This window comes from Tropicimonas marinistellae (assembly GCF_001509585.1).
GTDB classification, from domain to species: domain Bacteria; phylum Pseudomonadota; class Alphaproteobacteria; order Rhodobacterales; family Rhodobacteraceae; genus Tropicimonas; species Tropicimonas marinistellae.
In genome coordinates, this window is record NZ_LNCI01000006.1 from 122,401 (window position 1) to 140,174 (window position 17,774).

Below are 17,774 nucleotides of genomic sequence, written 5' to 3' on the forward strand. Positions count from 1 at the left end.
GCTCAGGCACTTTGACCCACTAGATCCCTGTCAGGTCATCCACGAACGTTATCTGCTCGAGCATGGTGACGCCCTTGATGTCGAGCCTCTCGCCATCGGGTCCAACCGTCAGGATCACGCGGTTGCTCAATTCCTGCACACTGGTGTACGTGGCACCATTGAGATCGATGACATCCTGCCCCGCGACATAATCGATGACGTTCACACGGTCGAAAACCCCGTTGGTGAGAAGGTCCGAACTGAGACGGAACGTATCTTCGCCGCTCCCACCTGTCGCCCTGTCGTTGTCGCCGCTTCCAGTGAAGACGAAAACGTCATTGCCGCCGCCGCCGAACATCTTGTCGTCGCCATCGCCATCGATCAGCAGGTCATTGCCGTTTCCGCCATAGAGCTTGTCATCGCCCGCGAGACCCGAAATCGCATAGTCTTGGCCGTCCGGAGCGGCGATGACATCGTTGCCCGGCGTGCCAGTCAGTTCAATGAGATCTGTGTCTGGCTCGTTGGTGATCGTGATCGAGACGGTGCCGGTATCCACGCCGCCGTTGCTGTCATCGACCACGTAGGTGAAGCTGTCGGTGCCGACGAAGCCCGCATTTGGCTCGTAGCTCCAACTGCCATCGGGTCCGACACTCGCAGTGCCGCTGGAGGCACCGGTATCGAGGTTGTACGTGAGTGCGTCGCCGTCCACATCGGAAGCGCTCACCTGACCGGTCAGCGTGGTATCCTGTGGTCCCGCCCCGCTATCGTCCGAAGCAACGGGCGCATCGTTGACCGGTTGCACGGTCACGTTGACGGTCACGGTGTCCTCGCCGCCTTTCCCATCGCTGGCCAATACGTCAAAGCTGTCGGAACCGTTGAAGTTCAGGTTCGGCATGTAGCTGTAGCTGCCATCACTCGCCACAACAACGGTGCCGTTCGACGGGTCGGACGCCTTGGTCAGCGTCACCGGATCGTCGTCGTCATCGGTGGCCGTGACCTGCCCCGTGATCTTCGTATCCTCGTCGCCGACCGGTGTATCCGGCACGGCGACCGGTGGTGTGTTGGCTTCGAGGATCGTGACCAAGACGGTGCCTATGTCCAACCCGTCATTCCCGTCGACCACTGTGAAGGTAAAGCTGTCGGTGCCGAAGAACCCGGCGGTGGGTTCGTAGCTCCAACTCCCGTCGGACGCGACGTTCGCCGTGCCGCTTGTCGCCCCGACATCGAGCGAATACGTCAGAGGATCGCCGTCAACATCCGTCGCCTGCAAGTCACCGGTGAGGGTCGTATCCTGCGGCCCCGTCCCGCTGTCGTCGGCAGCGACAGGTGCGTCGTTGACCGGCACGACAGTGACGTTGACCGTCACGACATCCACCCCGCCCTTGCCGTCACTTGCCCTCACATCGAAACTGTCGGAGCCATTGAAGTTCAGGTTCGGCACATAGCTGTAGCTGCCGTCGCCCTCCACTGTGACGCTGCCGTTCGAGGGGTCGGACTCCTTGCTGAGTGTGACCCCGTCGCCGTCAGCGTCCGTGGCAGTCACCTGCCCGGTGATCGTCGTATCCTCGTCGCCAACCGGCAGATCCGGCACGGCAACGGGCGGTGTATTATCGCTGCCGCCCCCGGTCGGGTCGTCGTAGGAGCCGAAGAGGATGCCGGAGTAGCTTCCGGTGCCGATGACCTCCACCAGATCGTTGTCGGGCCCGACAAAAATCTTGACCCGGTTGTTCAGCTCGTTGACCGAGTTGACGGACGCTCCGCCAAGATCGATTGCGTCGCCGCTCTGGTAGTCGACGAACTTGACCGCGTCCGTTGTGCCATTTTCCAGCAGTGCTTCGGTCAGCTTGAGGATGTCCGCGCCGGCACCGCCAGTGAACCGGTCCAGCCCGCCCCCCTGAACGAGGAAGAAATCCTCGCCTGCGCCGCCGAACACTTTGTCGTCGCCCGTGCCGTCCCGGAGGATGTCGTTGCCGGCGCCACCTTCGAGCCGGTCATCGCCCTCCTCGCCGTCCAGCAGGTCATCGTCGCCAAGACCCTTGAGCACGTCATTGTTTGCACGACCATAAAGCCCATCTCGCTGACCGTCCGCGCCGGTAAGCGTGTCCGCCGCCGGGGTGCCGATCTGCTCGACATAGTCGCTTGGCGGCTCGACCACCGTTTCGCCGATATAAGTCGTCTGGAGATATTCTTCGATCGCGTCGAATTCGCTCGTCGACAAGGCTCGGTTGAAGACGAGTGCCGCAGCCACCTTCATCGGTGTCTCGCCGCCGTCCAGGTTCTGACCGATGACAAGTCGCTCCATGACGGTGTTGAAAGACGCTGCGCCGGAGTCGATCTGCTCGCCGTTCACATAGTGCCGGTAGATTGACCCGTCGAACACCACGGCGTGCGAAACAAAGCCCCGCTCCTCGCCCGTCGCCGGGTCGTCCACCCCATCCACATCTGTCGCGAGGTCGCTGTTCCAGCCGTGGATGTTGAAGTCGTTCTCGTTCCCGTCGAGCGTCAGACCGAATGCCTGGTTGTCGCTATCGTTGCCGTAGACGAGGCCGGCGGCTTCGTCGTTAGTCACCGTTTCATAATCGACGACGAAGAACATGGTTCGCGGATCGTTGCCGAGTGCGAAACTGGTGAGAGAGTCGCTGCGCCCGATCGCATCTCCGACCCCGTCGAACACGATGGCCGGCTGCCCGGTTGGCGTCGCGTTCTCCACGAGTTGCGGGTCACCCTGTGCAGTCAGGTTATTGCCGTTCCCGGATTGGTCGAGCCATTCCGTAACGGTCGTGCCGTCCTCCCCAAGACCGATTTTGATGAAGGATTCCACCTGCATGACAAGGCCATCCGTCACCGGCAACCCGCTCACCTCCCCGACGCGGATCGGAATACTGTCGGATAGGACATCAGGCGCCTCGCCGTCCGAGATCGTCAGAACCGCGTTGAACAGCCCCACATCGGTGTAGGTATGCTGAACGACGATCTCGCCATCGGCATTCGGGCTTCCCTCCAGCGCAACGGAACCATCGCCGAAATCCCACGAATAGGTCAGGCTCTGCGGCGGATCGTCGACATCCGGATCATCAACCGTCGCAGTAAAGGTGACAACCAGTGACGGCTCTCCGAATGCAATGTCGGGCACGGCCGACAATATTTCCGGAGCGTCGTTTGGATCTCCCACCGTGATGTTGAACGGCGTTGCGAAAACCGTGTTGTCGCCATCGCTCACGGACAGTTGCGCCGAGTAATCCCCGGCTGCAGCATAGGTGTGGTCAACGGAGATCTCCCCCGTTGACGGGTCGACGGACGCATTGGTGATCGGCGCCGTTCCATCGCCGAAGTTCAGCGAATAGGTGACATTCGACAGTGGCGTGTCGGCGTCAGTGATCGTCGCAGAAAAAGTCACGTCGAGCGGCGCAGACGGGCCGAACCCGTCCGTTGGGTCGCCCTGGGCGTCTGTCACTTCGGCGGTGTCGATGGAGGGTGCGAAATCGCCCTGATAGACGATCCGCTGCACCTGACCGCCGGTTGCCGAGTAGTTGATGTAATAGAGCGCGCCGTCCGGCCCCTCGCCCAGGAAAACGATGAACGCCGCATCGGCAGAGATCTCGCTCGAAAACTCGTGCACCGCCTCGACTTCACGGCCGGTCTCGTCGAGTTCGAGGAACCGGATGTAGTTTTCCTCGTAGTTCCCGAAAAAGTAGACGCCATCGAACGCGTTCGGGAACATGTCCCCACGGTAGACGAAACCACCGGTCAGGGAGCTATGCCCGATGTCATAGATCGGCGCGGAGAAGTAATCGCCGTTCGCCGGGTCGGCGAGATCCTGATCCGGCTGCGGAAAATCATCCGGGTCGAAAACCGCGTTGCTGTTGTAAGATTTTACGCTGTCGACACCTTCCCAGAAATTCCAGCCATAGAAAGCGCCTGCCTGGTCGAGCGACGCAACGTGGACATCGTCGCGCGAGATGCCCCGGTTTCCGCCAACCTCGCCAATGTAGAGCAACTCGTTCTCTAGGTCCCAGTCAGCCCGGAACGCATTGCGCAAACCATAGGCCCAGATCGACGGATCGGGGGTCACGCCGGCACTCGGATACGGCCCGTCGATAACCCCGTCGACATAGGGGTTGGCGGGCCAGCCATCGGTGCCGTCGGGGATCGTGCCATCGCGGTTAACGCGGATGATCTTGCCGCTCGTGCTTTCCAGGTCGACCGAAACATCGTCGCTTCCGGCGCCCCCTTCCCCGTCGTTCGTCGTGTTAAACTTGTCCGACGTGGTCAGCCAGAGTTTCTCGTCCGGACCGAAATCAAGCCCGGCACCATAATGCGCGGGGCTCGAGATATCGTCGGTATCAATCCACACCAGTTCTTCGCTTCCGGTGTCTGCCCGACTGGTCAGCCCGCCGGCATTCTCCTGGTGCTCGAAGCGCCCAATGACCGCATGATTGGTGTCGGCAGAGCGCGAGTAAAAGAGGTAGATGTGATTATCGCCGGTTTCGCCGGTCGGATCGAAATCCGGCGGCACGGCGATCTCCAGCAGACCGCGCTCCTGCCCCGAATTCACAACGGAACTGATATCGAGATAGGTCTCGAACTGCCCCGTCTCGGGGTCAGCGATGAGGACCTTGCCTTCCTTTTCCACGACCAGCATCCGACCGTCGGAAAGGAACTCCAGCGCGATTGGCGCGATCAGCCCTGTTGATATGACACTCTCTGTGTTGAACTCATCAAGCGAGAAATCAGCCACTATTACCCCCCAAAAACACCTGCTGCCCGCAGGCTCCCCTCAGCCACCTCAAAACGTTTCTGTCAAATTGCAGCGAGGCTAACGGCGAAGCCAGCCGAAACACAACCTTTTCCTTAAGAAACTGTCCATTTCCGGGGATGGGGCAATCGGGCTCGGGCCCCCTCTGGCGGGATGCACCCCGCGCCGGAACAAGGATGGCCGACGACCAGTCCGAGCCATGAACCGGCGGTCATTAAGCCATGGCCGTGCCGGTACGATCCGGAAGGCCATGGTGTTTTGGGCCGGAGTTTGGGACCGAAGCAGTAAGACCAATGACGAATGTCAGAACTGGCCGAAACGGCAACGGCGCACGGTGTCGGCAACGTCGCGTTGGGGCCGTTCGAGCACCAACTCTCGCCTCCGGGAGGCACGCATGAGCGTATAGCGGCCGAGCACCTGGATACATCGACCACGCGCTTGGTCGACACATGCCTTCTCGCAACCAATCCGACTGGAGCCAGACGTCATGCGCCCATCAATGCGTGAATTGCACTCGTTGGGGGCGGGTATCGGAGCCCGAACGCGTGCCGGTATGTTACGTTGACCAACACCCTGGCCACTGATTGCGTTCTCGCGTGAGTAACTTGCCCGACAACTCCGCGGGCGCCGACCGCCATAGGAACGGTCAGCCGATTTCGTCCCTTTCGCAGGTGAGGCCGGCGCCGTTTGGCGGCGTGAACATTGCCTCATTCCCCTTGGACCAGAACTCGACAGCCTGACCGAACCAGTCCGAAGATGCGTATTTCGCGCCGGATGCCGCAGGAACCTGAGGCAGGACAACTGCGTTTTCCCGCCACCGAAGTACAACCATCGGCTCCGCCGTCGTAACGAAGCTTACGCTGAGGGCTGCGCCCAATCCGTCGCAGACGTAAGGAAACGGTCCGTCCGACGCCCCAGCTTCGCTTCTTGCATTGGCGTACCCGGTTCGGATCGCGTCAATCCGGAATGCGTATTCCACCGCGATACATCGCTCCAAGCCAAGATCGGACTTCCAGCACTCGTCCCGGCCCTTGATCCAGCCGCGCTGTTCAGCCTTCAGCAAGCTGATCCGTGACTCGTCCATGTTGGGCCCGTTCAACGCGAGCGCGTAGAGCCGTGCAAGCTCAACGTCCATTTCCGATAGAGCCGAAGATTCACACACCGCGACCTCCGCGCCGTGTTCGGCCTTTCCGCAGTCGAATGCGGGTTGGGCATTGGCAAGCGGCGCTGAAATGGCGAGCAAGCCAAACAGGCAGATCCGGGGCAAGTCGGACAAAGCATCCTCCGATATCATGCGAACTGAGCGAAGTATGTCGGATTCGCAACCGTTGGCCAATGTGCGGTTCACACGACTCTTTTCGTGCTATGATACCCGCGGGGCGGAAACCGCATACTCGGGCGCGAGAAGGCCATGGCTTGAAAGGAGCGTCCATGATCATGCGCATATTCCAGGTATCCACCCATCCCGGCAAAGAGGCCGAGTTCGCGGAGTTTTTCCACAAGACGGCAATCCCAATGATGCAGTCGACGCCCGGGCTTCTGCAGCTCCTACCGGGTACGCCTCATGGTGACCATCCGACCGAGTTTTCGATGGTGATGGTCTGGGACAGCCTCGAATCTCTCAAAGCATTTGTCGGCGAAGACTATACCGAGGCCCATATCGACCCGTCCGAACGGGATCTGGTTCGCTTCCGGAGAATTTCGCACTACGAGCTAGCGGACGCCTGATGACGGCTGTGTAGTAATCGCTCGTGGCTTTAACCGGGCGTCAGCGCCTAAACGCAGGGATCTTGCCCCGGTTTAGCAAAACCGTCGTCATTACGTGAACTAGTGGTATCGAACGCAGTAGGCGACCCACCGATGCAATCGCAATTGACCGAGGATATCTGCCATGCCCCACGTCGACTTCAACCGTACATCCGTTGTCGGAACAGTTTTCCTTCTGACCCTTGCAAGCCAAGGCGCACAGGCCCAGACGTATTCCGATGACGCAGGTGGATCAGTGACTTTCTATGGCCAGGTCAGTCCAACCTACCAGTCCTTCGACGATGGCTCCGAGAGCTTCGGCAACCTCGCCGACAATTCGCATTCCAACACCCGCGTCGGGTTGAACATTGACCAGAGGCTGCAGGGCAACACCGCGTTACGGTTCAATTTCGAAACCGCGCTCGGCGCGCCCGGTTCGTCCAGTTTCAGCCAGGAAACCGACCCGATCTGGAACTGGGAGAAGACTGACCTGCGAAAGCTCGAACTGATCTGGTCGGCCGACTGGGGCACCGTGTGGGTGGGCCAGGGCAGTCAGGCTACCGATGGGACCGACTCCATGGACCTCTCCGGGACAACGATCGCGTCCAGCCGAGCGGTCGGAGATTCCGCCGGCGGATACTTCTTCCGCCAGACGGACGGCGACATATCAGGCGTGAAGATAGGCGATGCTTTTGCGCACTATGACGGTACCCGCCGAATGCGCATTCGCTACGACTCACCCAAATTCGGCGGTCGCTCGGATGATACCGGGATCAACTTCGAAGCCTCGTATGGCTACGAAGCCCTGAAAGAAGACGACGACAACACATACTACGACGTGGCCGCTTATTATGCGGAGGTCTTCGATTCCGTCGAAGTCGCCGCCGCGGCTGGTTATCTATGGATCGAAGGCGATGACAGCACGACCGAGAACTGGAGCGCTTCGGTTTCCCTTCTTCACACCCCATCGGGTCTGAACGGTTCAATTGCCGGTGGCGGCAACCCAGATGGCGGGAGCTTCTTCTATGCCAAGGGCGGGTGGATTGCGGATCTCTTCAACGTTGGCGCGACGGCCTTCTCCATTGACTACGCCAACGGCACGGACAACGTCTCCGACGGCGCCGATGCAGAAATGTGGGGGATTCAAGCCGTCCAGAAATTCGACGACCAGAATCTCGAAGCCTATATCGCCTATGCCGACTACTCCTTCGCCGACAAGTCCGACGTAGAATACAAGGACGCGAACTCGGTTCTTGCCGGCGTTCGTTGGAAATTCTAGACGACCGGCTTGCTTCGCGAACACGAAGACCAGCGGACGGTAACGCTCCGCTGGCCTGTTCGTATATCTAGCGATACTCGCGGATCTCATCCGATCATGCCGCGCCCCGGACCGTAGGTTTCTTCGTAGTGTCGCGCGAGCCTTGCCAGACCGATCCGCAGCACGATCTTCCCGGAACGCGCCGACCACCCCAGGCGACGTTCCGTCGCTTCGAGCCCCTCGAGAAAGCAGCAGCAGCGCAGAACCATGTCGCCGAGCCCTGGCCCGAGTTCATGCAGGGCACGGGCAACACGATCCCGCGCGCCCTCCGGGCCCGACACCGGATCACCTGAACCGAACCCTCCGCGGGCACCGCCCGTCAGGAAGCGTTCCCAGTTTTGTGCTACCCGAGGCCCCATCTGGGCCAGTTCGAAGTCCTCACGAAGCCGTTCGGCCGCGGCGACCATATCGGCCTCCAGGAACGGCTTGCCATCTTTGTCTCGGCGGCGCGACAAGTGGATGACGGGGCTTTCGGCCATATTGTACCGCACGCGGCGCGGGCGCGCTTCCTCATCGCCGGCGTCGTCGAGCACAACCCTGTGGCCCCAATCGCGGTGCTGGTCTCCGAATGGCGTCGGTGCCTCGGCGAAGCCGCCACCGGTGTCCTCACTGAGGAACCGTTTCAGCGCCGAGCGACCGGCCGAAGTGATCGAGTAGCTGGCAACGCGGCCCGACGACCGACATGCGATCCATTCCTTCAGAGCGAAGGCTTGCGCAACCTGGCGATCAACGACTGCCGTTCGAGTGGTTTTTCCATCCGGCATTTCCCGGAGGACGGCCGCCTTGTCCATGTCGGGAGCCACGGCGAGCATGGCACCGCTTTCCGACAAGCGCCGCAGGATCCGGCGGGCCTCCCGAACGACTGTCGCCTCATCGCAGACAGGCGCACGGGCGTTGGAAGGAAGCGAGAAATGGGCAGTCATCGGGGCAGTCTCCTCAGGTCCAAGTCCGTTCACATAATCGGCCCTGAAATGAACTGCGCCCAAACTCGAGAGAACCTCATCCACCAGCGGGTCGTCCCGCCGCTGTTCGAAACGCCTTATCCTGCGAAGGATCGTCGAAGCATGGCACCCCTCGGCGCGTGCGACCTCGCGGATCGACACCCCCTGCTCGGTATGCCTTAGGTAGTGCATCGCGGCCTGTGGAACCCATCCGGGCACATCGCCCGTGAGATCTTCTTGTTCTTGGCGCTTCATGCAGCTCCCTTGACGTCTCCTGCTAACCAGCGTTCGCGTGTCCAATCCCTAGGGCCTTATTCGTTACGCACAGGTTAATTTCAGAACCTGTGGAAAGATTTGTTTAAAATTCACAATCAATTCTAAGGAGCGCGCGCGCTGATATCCACAGAACGCAACACCGCCACACATGTGCCACGCTTCCGTCACATTCACGGAGACATGCCATGACCGACTTCTGCCAGACTCTCGCATCCCTGCGTCGACCGCGCCTGTTGATCCGCGCCGCACGCCTTGGCGTGACTGGATACAACCGCAACCGGGACCTGAAGCGGATTACGAATGGCGAGCCCCCGCGTGAGAACGCCAAAGTCCTTCGGCGGCTAATGGCCATTGAGGCCGACCTCGAGCAAAGCCGCCAGGACGGCGAAGTTACTTATTCACCGGCGCGACATGTCGACATCCTGATTGCACTCATAGCGGAAGCGCAACTCTGGTTGCGTGTCGCGGCACCCACCTGATTCCGCGCGCGCGGTAATGCCCCCGGAGATCGCCACGTGGACACAACACCGGCGGCCTCCGGACACCCGGTGCGATTGCCGCGTTGGACAAACTCGCACCTGCGGCGACCTGCATTACTCCAGTCGAATTGCTTCCTTCACGCGCTCGGCCAGTTCCGCCGTCACGTCCACGCCATGCACTTCCCGTGCATGTTTCTCGGCAGCGCGCAGGATTTCCTCATCACTCTGCCCACGCGTCTCAAATCGGCAGCCAGGCATCACATCCCTGCATTTCATGACACGCGTCATCGACGAATCTCTCCGTGGCTTCCGTTGAACCCGCACGATACCACGAAACCGACGCATCACTTAACCCTACGTCATCATCGCTCTGCGACGCTTGGTGCAACCTTGCGTCAACGCAGTTTTTGACGCCTCGACAAAGATGCCGAAGGTGAGGATTAACCGCTTCCTCCTCGCGATTTCCCTTCCCTCGCCACGTTCCCACCGCAAAACACCTGCAGGTTTGATCGCAACCATTTCAAACCAAGGGTTCGCCGTGCCCCTACCTGACCGTATCACCGCCACGCTTCTGTTGGCGCGCCCGGCCGTCGCCGACGCGCCGGGATTGCGCGTTCATCTCAACGAGGTTCTTGGACCATCGGGGATGTATTTCGACCAATTTCCAGCACGACATGGAACAACATTGTCAGCAAGAGGACTCACGCTTGAGTTGCGCGAGCGCGACCTTCCGATGCCGCGCGCCCGGCTCGACCGCGCGCTCGCGTCGGGCCTGCCGGATATGCTTCACGAAGATTGGGCGGGGTTGGTCGCGCGCCATCGGGCAGCCATTTCGATGGAATTGCGGCGAGTCCCGATCACTGAGCGCCGTACGCGTGGACTGGACGCCGACGGAAATGAAGCGCCTCCGCCGAATGAAAGAGAGGCCGTCGACCTGATGCTGATGGCGGGCCATATCGCCGCCTCGTGGATAGCGCAAAGCACCCGTCCACTGGCTGTACACTGGGGACAGTCCGACCGGATCTTTCCGGCGGCGCGGTTCCGGGCCATGGAGGGAATGCTCTTTCCGTTACCGCTCTACCTGCACCCGTATCCGGTGGGCGAACAGCCCGAAGACCGGCAAATCCTGCCCGAGCTTGAGTTTGTCGGAGCTCCGCAGCTTATCGGCCACCGTCTCCGGACAGCCCCGGCCCGCGTTCGTTTCGACTGGATGATGAAGAGAGTTCTTGCCTTTGTCGCGCACGCACGCGCGAATGACTCGATCCTTGCCGAGGGTTCGGTCTTTGGTCTGGAGGACGGTGAGAGTATTTCCGTCCGGCGCACGCCCGACGGTGGCGTCGGGCTCGTATTGGAAGAACGAAATAACATGCCCGTCGCGCGCGGCGGCGAACGATACTTCCACCACGTCGCCTAGCGGTGTTTCGCTACCGCGCCGCGTTCCATCACGATGGTGTGGATTGAAAACACCACCGCATTGCTCTCCGGCAATCTGAACAGGCACTGACGTTCCGAACGAAGAAAGGTAGCGCTTTCAGCGTCAACGCGCTGCGAGTCTCTCTCTGAGCGCGGTTGAAACAGCGCGGGTTCGTGATACCAGAGCATGTTTGCACGCCACAGCGGCCTGTTGGGTTGAACCCCGTCCAATAACCGCTGGACGCGACGAGACAAAGCATCGTCATAGGCCGCAACTGGCCCATGTATCGCCGTCATTGGTCGGCCGAGTTTTTCCGCCAGCGTCCAGCTTGCAGGAAAGCACAACACGGCAGCCGCAAGCAGGTGTTCCTTTCCCCCGGAAGGTTTCAGCAGCAGGCAAAGGTCTTCTTGCACAAGACGCGCCAGTGTGAGTAACGGTGCAGATCGGTCCAGGTGGACCCGCCGCCCATCCGGGCAGCGCATGTACTCATCTTCTTTCCGGAAGTCCGTGCGTTCCAGGAGCTGCGCAACAACGAAGTCATAGAGTTCGAGCGCCGCGGGCATCGCATCCGCCGGCAATGCATGCACCAGGTCTGGAACGGAGTACAAGAGCCGCTCCCGCTCCGCCATCTGGCCCGGGTAGCTGTCCAGCACCCAGATCCAATCCTCCATATCGAGTGGCGAAATCCCCGGCAGCCGGCGGGTGCGCGGCTCGTCCCAGGGCGGCCGTGGAACCACCCGGTTGAGGATCGGTGTCGAAGTCGCAGCTTGGTCCATCGACCTATCCTCCCGGCGCGGGCATGCAGATACAAGCGCTTCCCTTGCGTCGTACCCGCAACAGATTGATTGGGACGCCGAAACATGCCGACCCAACTCGGCTGCCCCGGATCGCCGGGTCATCTGCCTCGTCTACGGGGGGTTCGAGAAACATCCTGATTGCGACCGGACAGGTCGCAAACGACACGGACAGACTAGCGAATTCGACCGGATCCTGTGCTGCAAGGAGCCGCAGGATGAACCTACATTCGAGAGATCGTCGAAAGATCGACCCAAGCCGGGGCGACTTTCTGCCCGATGGAACACCCAACGAAAACGACCGGGTCGAAATCGGCCCAACCCTGCTTGCATTGCGCGAATGGGATGCCGCCGGACTGATACAGCCGAACCTTGCCGCAATGCGAGAGTTCCGCTTGCAGCGGCTGACCGATCATATCGGGGCGCGCGACTATGGCGGATTGTTGATGTTCGACCCCCTCAACATCCGCTACGCGACAGACACAACCAACATGCAGCTCTGGAACGCCCACAACCCTTTCCGGGCCTGCCTGATCTGCGCCGACGGCTACATGGTTCTCTGGGAATACAAGAACGCACCATTTCTTGCCGACCATGCTCCGTTGGTTCGCGAAGTGCGCTCCGGCGCTTCAATGTTCTATTTCTCGGTTGGTGACCGCGGCCCCGAAGCGGCACAGGATTTCGCAGCACAAGTTGCGGACGTGCTGTCCAACCACGCCGGCGCAAACCGGCGCCTCGCCGTGGACAAGATCATGTTGCACGGGATGCGGGCGTTGGAGGCAACCGGCTTCGACGTATTCGACGGCGAGGAAGTCACCGAACATGCCCGCTCCGTGAAGGGACCCGACGAGATCCGCGCGATGCGTTGCGCGATCCACGCCTGTGAAGCCTCCATGGCGGTGATGGAGCGCGCTGCCTTGCCCGGCCGCACCGAAGACGAAATCTGGGCGGTGCTCCACGCCGAGAACATCAAGCGCGGCGGCGAGTGGATCGAGACCCGCCTGCTCAGCACCGGGCCACGTACAAACCCATGGTTTCAGGAATGCGGGCCGCGTGTGTTGCAGAACAACGAGATCCTCGCCTTCGATACCGACCTGATCGGCCCCTACGGCATCTGTACCGACATCTCGCGCACCTGGTGGATCGGCGATGCAAGCCCGCGGCAGGACATGGTGGACGCGATGCGGCATGCCCATGCGCATATCACCGAAAACATGGCCATGCTCAAACCCGGCGTGACCATCGCGGACCTCGTGCACGGTGGTCACAAGCTTGCTCCTGCCTATTGGGAACAGAAGTACTCCTGCAAGTTCCACGGCGTTGGTCTCTGCGACGAGTGGCCCCATGTGGACTACCCCGACAACTACCACGACGGCGCCTGGAACCATGAACTGAAGGCAGGCATGGTGCTATGCGTAGAGGCCTTGGTTGGAGAGGTTGGGGGCGATTTCTCGATCAAGCTAGAAGATCAGGTGCTCATTACCGAGAATGGCTTCGAAAAACTCTCCTCCTACCCGTACGACGCCCGATTGATGGGCACGGGTTGAGGTCGACAATATTGACCTCACGACGGGCAAGAGCGCCGCGATACAACATGCGCACGCGTGCCGCCCCCCACCGGGTCCGCGAAAAAGTGGCTGACCGCGACCCCGCGGATCAGAAGCGAACGACAAGACCACGGTGGTCAGAACCGAGTTTCGGCCTAAGCTCGCTGGCACCGCGTTTGCCTGCAGGAATCAAAACATGATCGATAGGCAATTGCGCTATCTGCTCCAACGGCAGTCCTTTCGGGTGGTTGAGCGGAAAGCTCATTCGAACTCTGCCTGCCCGTTCGGCACCCAGAGCCGTTGCAATCCGTCGAAGAGTGGATGACCACGGCACCATATTGAAGTCGCCGCCGACAATCGCGGGGCCGTCCAGACCTTGCATGACGGGCACAAGGTCATCGACCATGACACGCTGCCGTTCGGGCCAGGGCCAGTGCAGATGCACCGAGCCGACCCATAGCGGCCCTTCCGGCGCATCGACCCGCATGGCGGTGAAACCGTCTACGCAGAGTTTGCTGCCGTCGATGGTAGGCCAGCGCGAGGCGACGGCTGCGGTGCCCACGGGACCGTAATCGCAGTGATGGCTATACGGCAGAATATCCTTCAATTCCTGGAGGATCTTCGTGTGATCCACCGTCATCTCCTGCAGCGTCAGGATATCGGGTGCAATCTCGCGAATATCGGCGGTCAGCTCCGAAATGTCAGGATTTCGATAGCGCATGTTCTTCTGGTAGATTGTCGTATTCGGGGCCGCTGAGACGAATTCATAGCGCGTGTATCCCATTGCCGCCGGCGTCACTGCGACAGCAAGCAGGACCAGCCAGGCCGGAGAGGTCATGCCGGTTGCCCAGCCGATCAAGACCCAGAGTGCGCCAGCCCCTGCGATATGGCTGCGAAATACTGCGAGCGAGTCTCCTGCCGGGTGCAGCCCGCCCAGAAAGCTGCCGCACAGGGCGGCGAGACCGGTCGCTGCGACCAGCCAGAAGACAACACCCCACACCGACATTCACCCGCCTCCGATTACGATCCGTCACCATCGCGTGACGCATGTGACAAATCCCTTTCGTTCGATGTGCCTCAGCGCCACGCTCTGATCAAGCGTGCAGTCTTTCGGGGGACCAGAATGGAGAGAATTACCTTTACCGGCGCGCTTGGCGTGCCACTCGCCGCCCGGCTCGACAAGCCGGAGGGCCCGCACCTGGCAACCGCCATTTTCGCGCATTGCTTCTCCTGCTCGAAGGATATCGCTGCGGCCCGTCGAATTGCACAGCGCCTCGCCGGGATGGGCATTGCGGTTCTGCGCTTCGATTTCACCGGCCTCGGACACTCCGGCGGGGAGTTCGAGAACACCACGTTTTCGTCGAATGCCGCAGATCTGTCCGCCGCCGCCAGGTACCTGGACAACCGTGGCATGGAGCCGTCACTGCTTATCGGCCATTCGCTCGGTGGGGCAGCCGCTCTGAAGGCGGCGGGCGACATCGAGAGCCTGCGCGCGGTGGTGACCATTGGCGCACCGTTCGACCCGGAGCACGTCACCCACAACTTCGCCGATGCCCTACCAAGAATCGCGGCGGAAGGTTCAGCCGAAGTCGATCTCGGCGGACGTCCTTTTCGAATTGGCCAGGACTTCGTGCAAGATGTGATCGAATCCGATTTGACGTCGTCCATTTCGGGCCTGCGCAAAGCGCTTCTGGTGCTTCATGCGCCAAGGGATTCGGTCGTGGGCGTCGACAATGCCGCACGGATATTCCGGGCAGCCAAGCACCCCAAGAGCTTTGTCACGCTTGACGATGCGGACCACCTGATCAGCCGAGCGGAAGATGCCGAATACACTGCCGAAGTAATCGCCGCCTGGGCTGGAAGGTACCTCGATCTGCGTCCGCCGGCACCACCGCCAGGCGCGCCCGAGGGCGTGGTACGCGCGTCGGAAGCCGATCCTGACGGGTTCTTGCAAGACATCACGGGCGGGCCGCGCCACCACACGCTGGCCGATGAGCCATTGGCATATGGGGGCACCGACCGCGGCATGTCTCCCTATGGCTATCTTTCCGCCGCCCTGGCGTCTTGCACATCAATGACCATCCGGATGTACGCCCGCCGCAAGGCGTGGCCATTGCAGCACGTCGCCGTCGATGTGACCCATGCGAAGGTCCATGCGCAGGACAGCGACCTGACCGGTCCCAACAAGATCGACCGGTTCACGCGGTCCATCCGGCTGGACGGCCCCCTGAACGACGATCAACGCGCGCGACTACTGGACATTGCCGACCGCTGCCCGGTGCACAAGACACTCGAGGCCGGTGCCAAGGTGGAAACGACGCTCCTTTAGAAGCGGGATAGCTGTAAGGACAGAACGCCCCGCCCTCGTGATCGCCAGGGGGCAAATAAGGCTGGGCGGACGCGTCACAATTCTCGGTGTGGGCGTTTAGTGCCGATGGTGCAAGCGGCCGCCCGGACTCGTCTGGACATCCAGCCGCACCGGCGGCACTGTCGCGGCGGACGTTGGGAGGACGGGCATGCCGCCGCGCAAGATCATCATCGATACCGATCCCGGGCAGGACGACGCCGTGGCGATCCTGCTGGCACTGGCCAGCCCCGAGGAACTGGAGGTGTTGGCGATCACCACCGTCGCAGGGAACGTGCCGCTGGCACTTACCTCCCGAAACGCCCGCGTGGTCTGTGAACTTGCGGGACGGACGGACATCCCGGTGCACGAGGGCGCCACACAGCCGCTGAAGCGTGCGCTGGTGACGGCCGAGCATGTGCACGGCAAGACCGGGCTCGACGGCGCCGAGTTACCGGATCCGGAACTGGCCGTGGCGGCCCAACCCGCCGTGGAGGCCATCGTCCACCACATCCGCCGCGAACCGCCGGGCAGCGTCACACTCTGCCCGCTTGGCCCACTCACCAACATCGCTCTCGCTCTTCAACATGCGCCGGACATTGCGGAACGCCTTGCCGGAATCGTGTTGATGGGTGGCGCCTATTTCGAGGTGGGCAACATCACTCCGGCCGCCGAATTCAACATTTATGTCGATCCGGAAGCTGCTGAAATCGTGCTGAAATCCGGCGTTCCAGTCACGATCCTGCCGCTCGACGCGACCCATCAGGCGCTGATCACCAAGGAGCGTCTGGACGCCATAGCCGCAATTGGCACGCCCGTCACCGAAGCCGTCGCTGGTTGGATGGATTTCTACGAACGGTTCGATCTGGAGAAATACGGCAGTGCCGGTGGGCCGCTGCACGACCCCTGCGTCATTGCCTACCTGCTGCGTCCCGATCTGTTCGAGGGCAGGCACATCAATGTTGAAATCGAGACGGGCAGCGACCTGACACGTGGCATGACCGTTGCCGACTGGTGGCGCGTGACAGATCGCGCGCCGAACGCGACCTTTATCGGTACGGTGGAGGCAAATGGGTTCTTCGCATTGCTGACGGAAAGGCTGGCCCGCCTGTGACGATCGAACTCGCGCCATACAGCCTCGACTGGGCATGGCAAGCCGATCAGGAAGCGGATCGCTGGAGCGCGGCGCTCGGCGACGCATTGGTAACTGTCCACCACATCGGGTCGACCGCGGTTCCGAACCTGGCGGCGAAACCCATCATCGACCTGCTGCCGGAGATCGCAGTAGGCATCGATCCGGATAGACTGCGCGGCGCGGTCGAAGGCATGGGCTACGAATGGTTGGGCGAATATGGGCTGCCACGCCGCCGATACTGCCGCCGCGACGATCCAGCGACGGGTCGGCGCGTTATTCAGGCCCATTGCTGGGTTTCCGGCGACCCGGAAATTCTCCGCCACCTAGCCTTTCGGGATGCCCTGCGCGCCGATCCGCTTTTGATATCGGGTTATGAATCGCGCAAACGCCATTGCGCCTCACTCCACCCGAACGATACGGAAGCCTATTGCCGGTGCAAATCCACGTGGATCGACACGGTCGAGGCGAAGGCCCTGGAGACCAAAGCATGAAGACCAAGCTGCACATGGCCCGCAAGGATGACCTGCCGAAGCTCACCGGGATGGTCGAAGCCTTTCACGCCGAGCACGGGATCGTGCAGGACGAGGAAACCCGGCTGGCCGCCCTTCTTCCTCTGCTCGAAGGCAGCCCGTTGGGAGTGGTCTACATCATCGGGCCGCGCAATGCGCCGGTGGGGTATGTCGCTATCAGTTTCGGCTGGTCCATCGAGATGGGCGGGATCGACGGCTTTATTGACGAGATCTGGATCCGTCCGGCCGTACGCGACAAGGGCATGGGCGGCGAGGCGCTGTCGGCCCTGATCCCCGCGTTGCGCGATGCTGGCGTCAAGGGACTGCATCTGGAGGTAGATCGAGAAAGCCCTGCCGACGGTTTTTATGAGCGCCTGGGGTTCGAGCGGCGAGACCGATACTGCCTCATGACGGCTGATCTCCGGCGATCCAAGCCCTAGGTTGGGGCTAGAACACCCACAGGCGTTTCGCAGGAACCGAAACCAAGTTACCCGAATGGCTCGGCTTCCCTGTGCTCGCGGGGGAGCGATACCTCG

15 protein-coding genes are annotated in these 17,774 nt (G+C 61.3%); 9 read left to right on the forward strand and 6 right to left on the reverse strand.

The genetic code is table 11. The features are described from left to right. Positions 1-19 precede the first annotated feature (19 nt). Together ARC39_RS13905 and ARC39_RS13910 are read right to left on the reverse strand one after the other, a co-directional pair. The gene (locus ARC39_RS13905; RefSeq protein ID WP_068115428.1) at positions 20-4,717 is read right to left on the reverse strand and encodes an Ig-like domain-containing protein; all 4,698 of its coding nucleotides are present in this window, start codon (positions 4,715-4,717) and stop codon (positions 20-22) included. Between the two features lie 664 nt (positions 4,718-5,381). Next, positions 5,382-6,011 (reverse strand): MliC family protein, encoded by a 630-nt coding sequence (locus ARC39_RS13910; protein WP_236545264.1) that lies wholly within the window; start codon positions 6,009-6,011, stop codon positions 5,382-5,384. Positions 6,012-6,166: 155 nt separating this feature from the next. Here ARC39_RS13910 and ARC39_RS13915 point away from each other — a divergent pair, with 155 nt between their 5' ends. Next, a complete protein-coding gene (locus ARC39_RS13915; protein ID WP_068115429.1) occupies positions 6,167-6,463 on the forward strand; it encodes an antibiotic biosynthesis monooxygenase family protein in 297 nt (98 codons plus the stop codon). 163 nt (positions 6,464-6,626) lie between these two features. Then, positions 6,627-7,760, forward strand: a complete 1,134-nt coding sequence (locus tag ARC39_RS13920) for a porin (RefSeq protein ID WP_068115430.1) — start codon at positions 6,627-6,629, stop codon at positions 7,758-7,760. Between the two features lie 86 nt (positions 7,761-7,846). On the opposite strand, the gene ARC39_RS13925 is transcribed toward ARC39_RS13920, so the two are convergent. Further along, a complete protein-coding gene (locus tag ARC39_RS13925; protein WP_068115431.1) occupies positions 7,847-8,995 on the reverse strand; it encodes a DUF6456 domain-containing protein in 1,149 nt (382 codons plus the stop codon). A 206-nt stretch (positions 8,996-9,201) separates the two neighbouring features. On the opposite strand from ARC39_RS13925, the gene ARC39_RS13930 reads away from it, so the two are divergent. Next, positions 9,202-9,495: a DUF6477 family protein gene (locus ARC39_RS13930; RefSeq protein ID WP_068115432.1), complete on the forward strand. Its 294-nt coding sequence runs from the start codon at positions 9,202-9,204 to the stop codon at positions 9,493-9,495. 114 nt (positions 9,496-9,609) lie between these two features. On the opposite strand, the gene ARC39_RS25335 is transcribed toward ARC39_RS13930, so the two are convergent. After that, entirely contained in the window at positions 9,610-9,783 is a 174-nt protein-coding gene (locus ARC39_RS25335; protein WP_161470973.1) for a DUF1059 domain-containing protein, read from the reverse strand. Positions 9,784-10,033: 250 nt separating this feature from the next. Here ARC39_RS25335 and ARC39_RS13935 point away from each other — a divergent pair, with 250 nt between their 5' ends. Further along, entirely contained in the window at positions 10,034-10,909 is an 876-nt protein-coding gene (locus tag ARC39_RS13935) for a hypothetical protein (protein ID WP_149866434.1), read from the forward strand. On the opposite strand, the gene ARC39_RS13940 is transcribed toward ARC39_RS13935, so the two are convergent. Continuing rightward, positions 10,906-11,685 (reverse strand): heme-dependent oxidative N-demethylase family protein, encoded by a 780-nt coding sequence (locus ARC39_RS13940; protein ID WP_068115434.1) that lies wholly within the window; start codon positions 11,683-11,685, stop codon positions 10,906-10,908. The two genes, ARC39_RS13935 and ARC39_RS13940, sit on opposite strands and share 4 nt — an antisense overlap. Before the next feature lie 236 nt (positions 11,686-11,921). Between ARC39_RS13940 and dddP the strand changes: the two genes are divergently transcribed. Beyond that, the gene (dddP, locus tag ARC39_RS13945; RefSeq protein WP_068115435.1) at positions 11,922-13,250 is read left to right on the forward strand and encodes a dimethylsulfonioproprionate lyase DddP; all 1,329 of its coding nucleotides are present in this window, start codon (positions 11,922-11,924) and stop codon (positions 13,248-13,250) included. Between the two features lie 109 nt (positions 13,251-13,359). Here the strand turns inward: dddP and ARC39_RS13950 are convergent, their stop codons facing one another. Next, positions 13,360-14,256: an endonuclease/exonuclease/phosphatase family protein gene (locus ARC39_RS13950; RefSeq protein WP_068115436.1), complete on the reverse strand. Its 897-nt coding sequence runs from the start codon at positions 14,254-14,256 to the stop codon at positions 13,360-13,362. Between the two features lie 117 nt (positions 14,257-14,373). On the opposite strand from ARC39_RS13950, the gene ARC39_RS13955 reads away from it, so the two are divergent. From ARC39_RS13955 to ARC39_RS13970, 4 genes are all read left to right on the forward strand, one after another. Next, positions 14,374-15,579 carry a bifunctional alpha/beta hydrolase/OsmC family protein gene (locus ARC39_RS13955; protein WP_068115437.1) on the forward strand — a complete coding sequence of 402 codons (1,206 nt, stop codon included), beginning with the start codon at positions 14,374-14,376 and terminating at the stop codon, positions 15,577-15,579. Between the two features lie 187 nt (positions 15,580-15,766). Next, a complete protein-coding gene (locus tag ARC39_RS13960; RefSeq protein WP_068115438.1) occupies positions 15,767-16,708 on the forward strand; it encodes a nucleoside hydrolase in 942 nt (313 codons plus the stop codon). Further along, the gene (locus tag ARC39_RS13965; protein ID WP_068115439.1) at positions 16,705-17,220 is read left to right on the forward strand and encodes a GrpB family protein; all 516 of its coding nucleotides are present in this window, start codon (positions 16,705-16,707) and stop codon (positions 17,218-17,220) included. The genes ARC39_RS13960 and ARC39_RS13965 overlap by 4 nt, the downstream gene beginning before the upstream one ends. Beyond that, a complete protein-coding gene (locus ARC39_RS13970) occupies positions 17,217-17,678 on the forward strand; it encodes a GNAT family N-acetyltransferase (RefSeq protein ID WP_068115440.1) in 462 nt (153 codons plus the stop codon). The genes ARC39_RS13965 and ARC39_RS13970 overlap by 4 nt, the downstream gene beginning before the upstream one ends. Positions 17,679-17,774 lie beyond the last annotated feature (96 nt).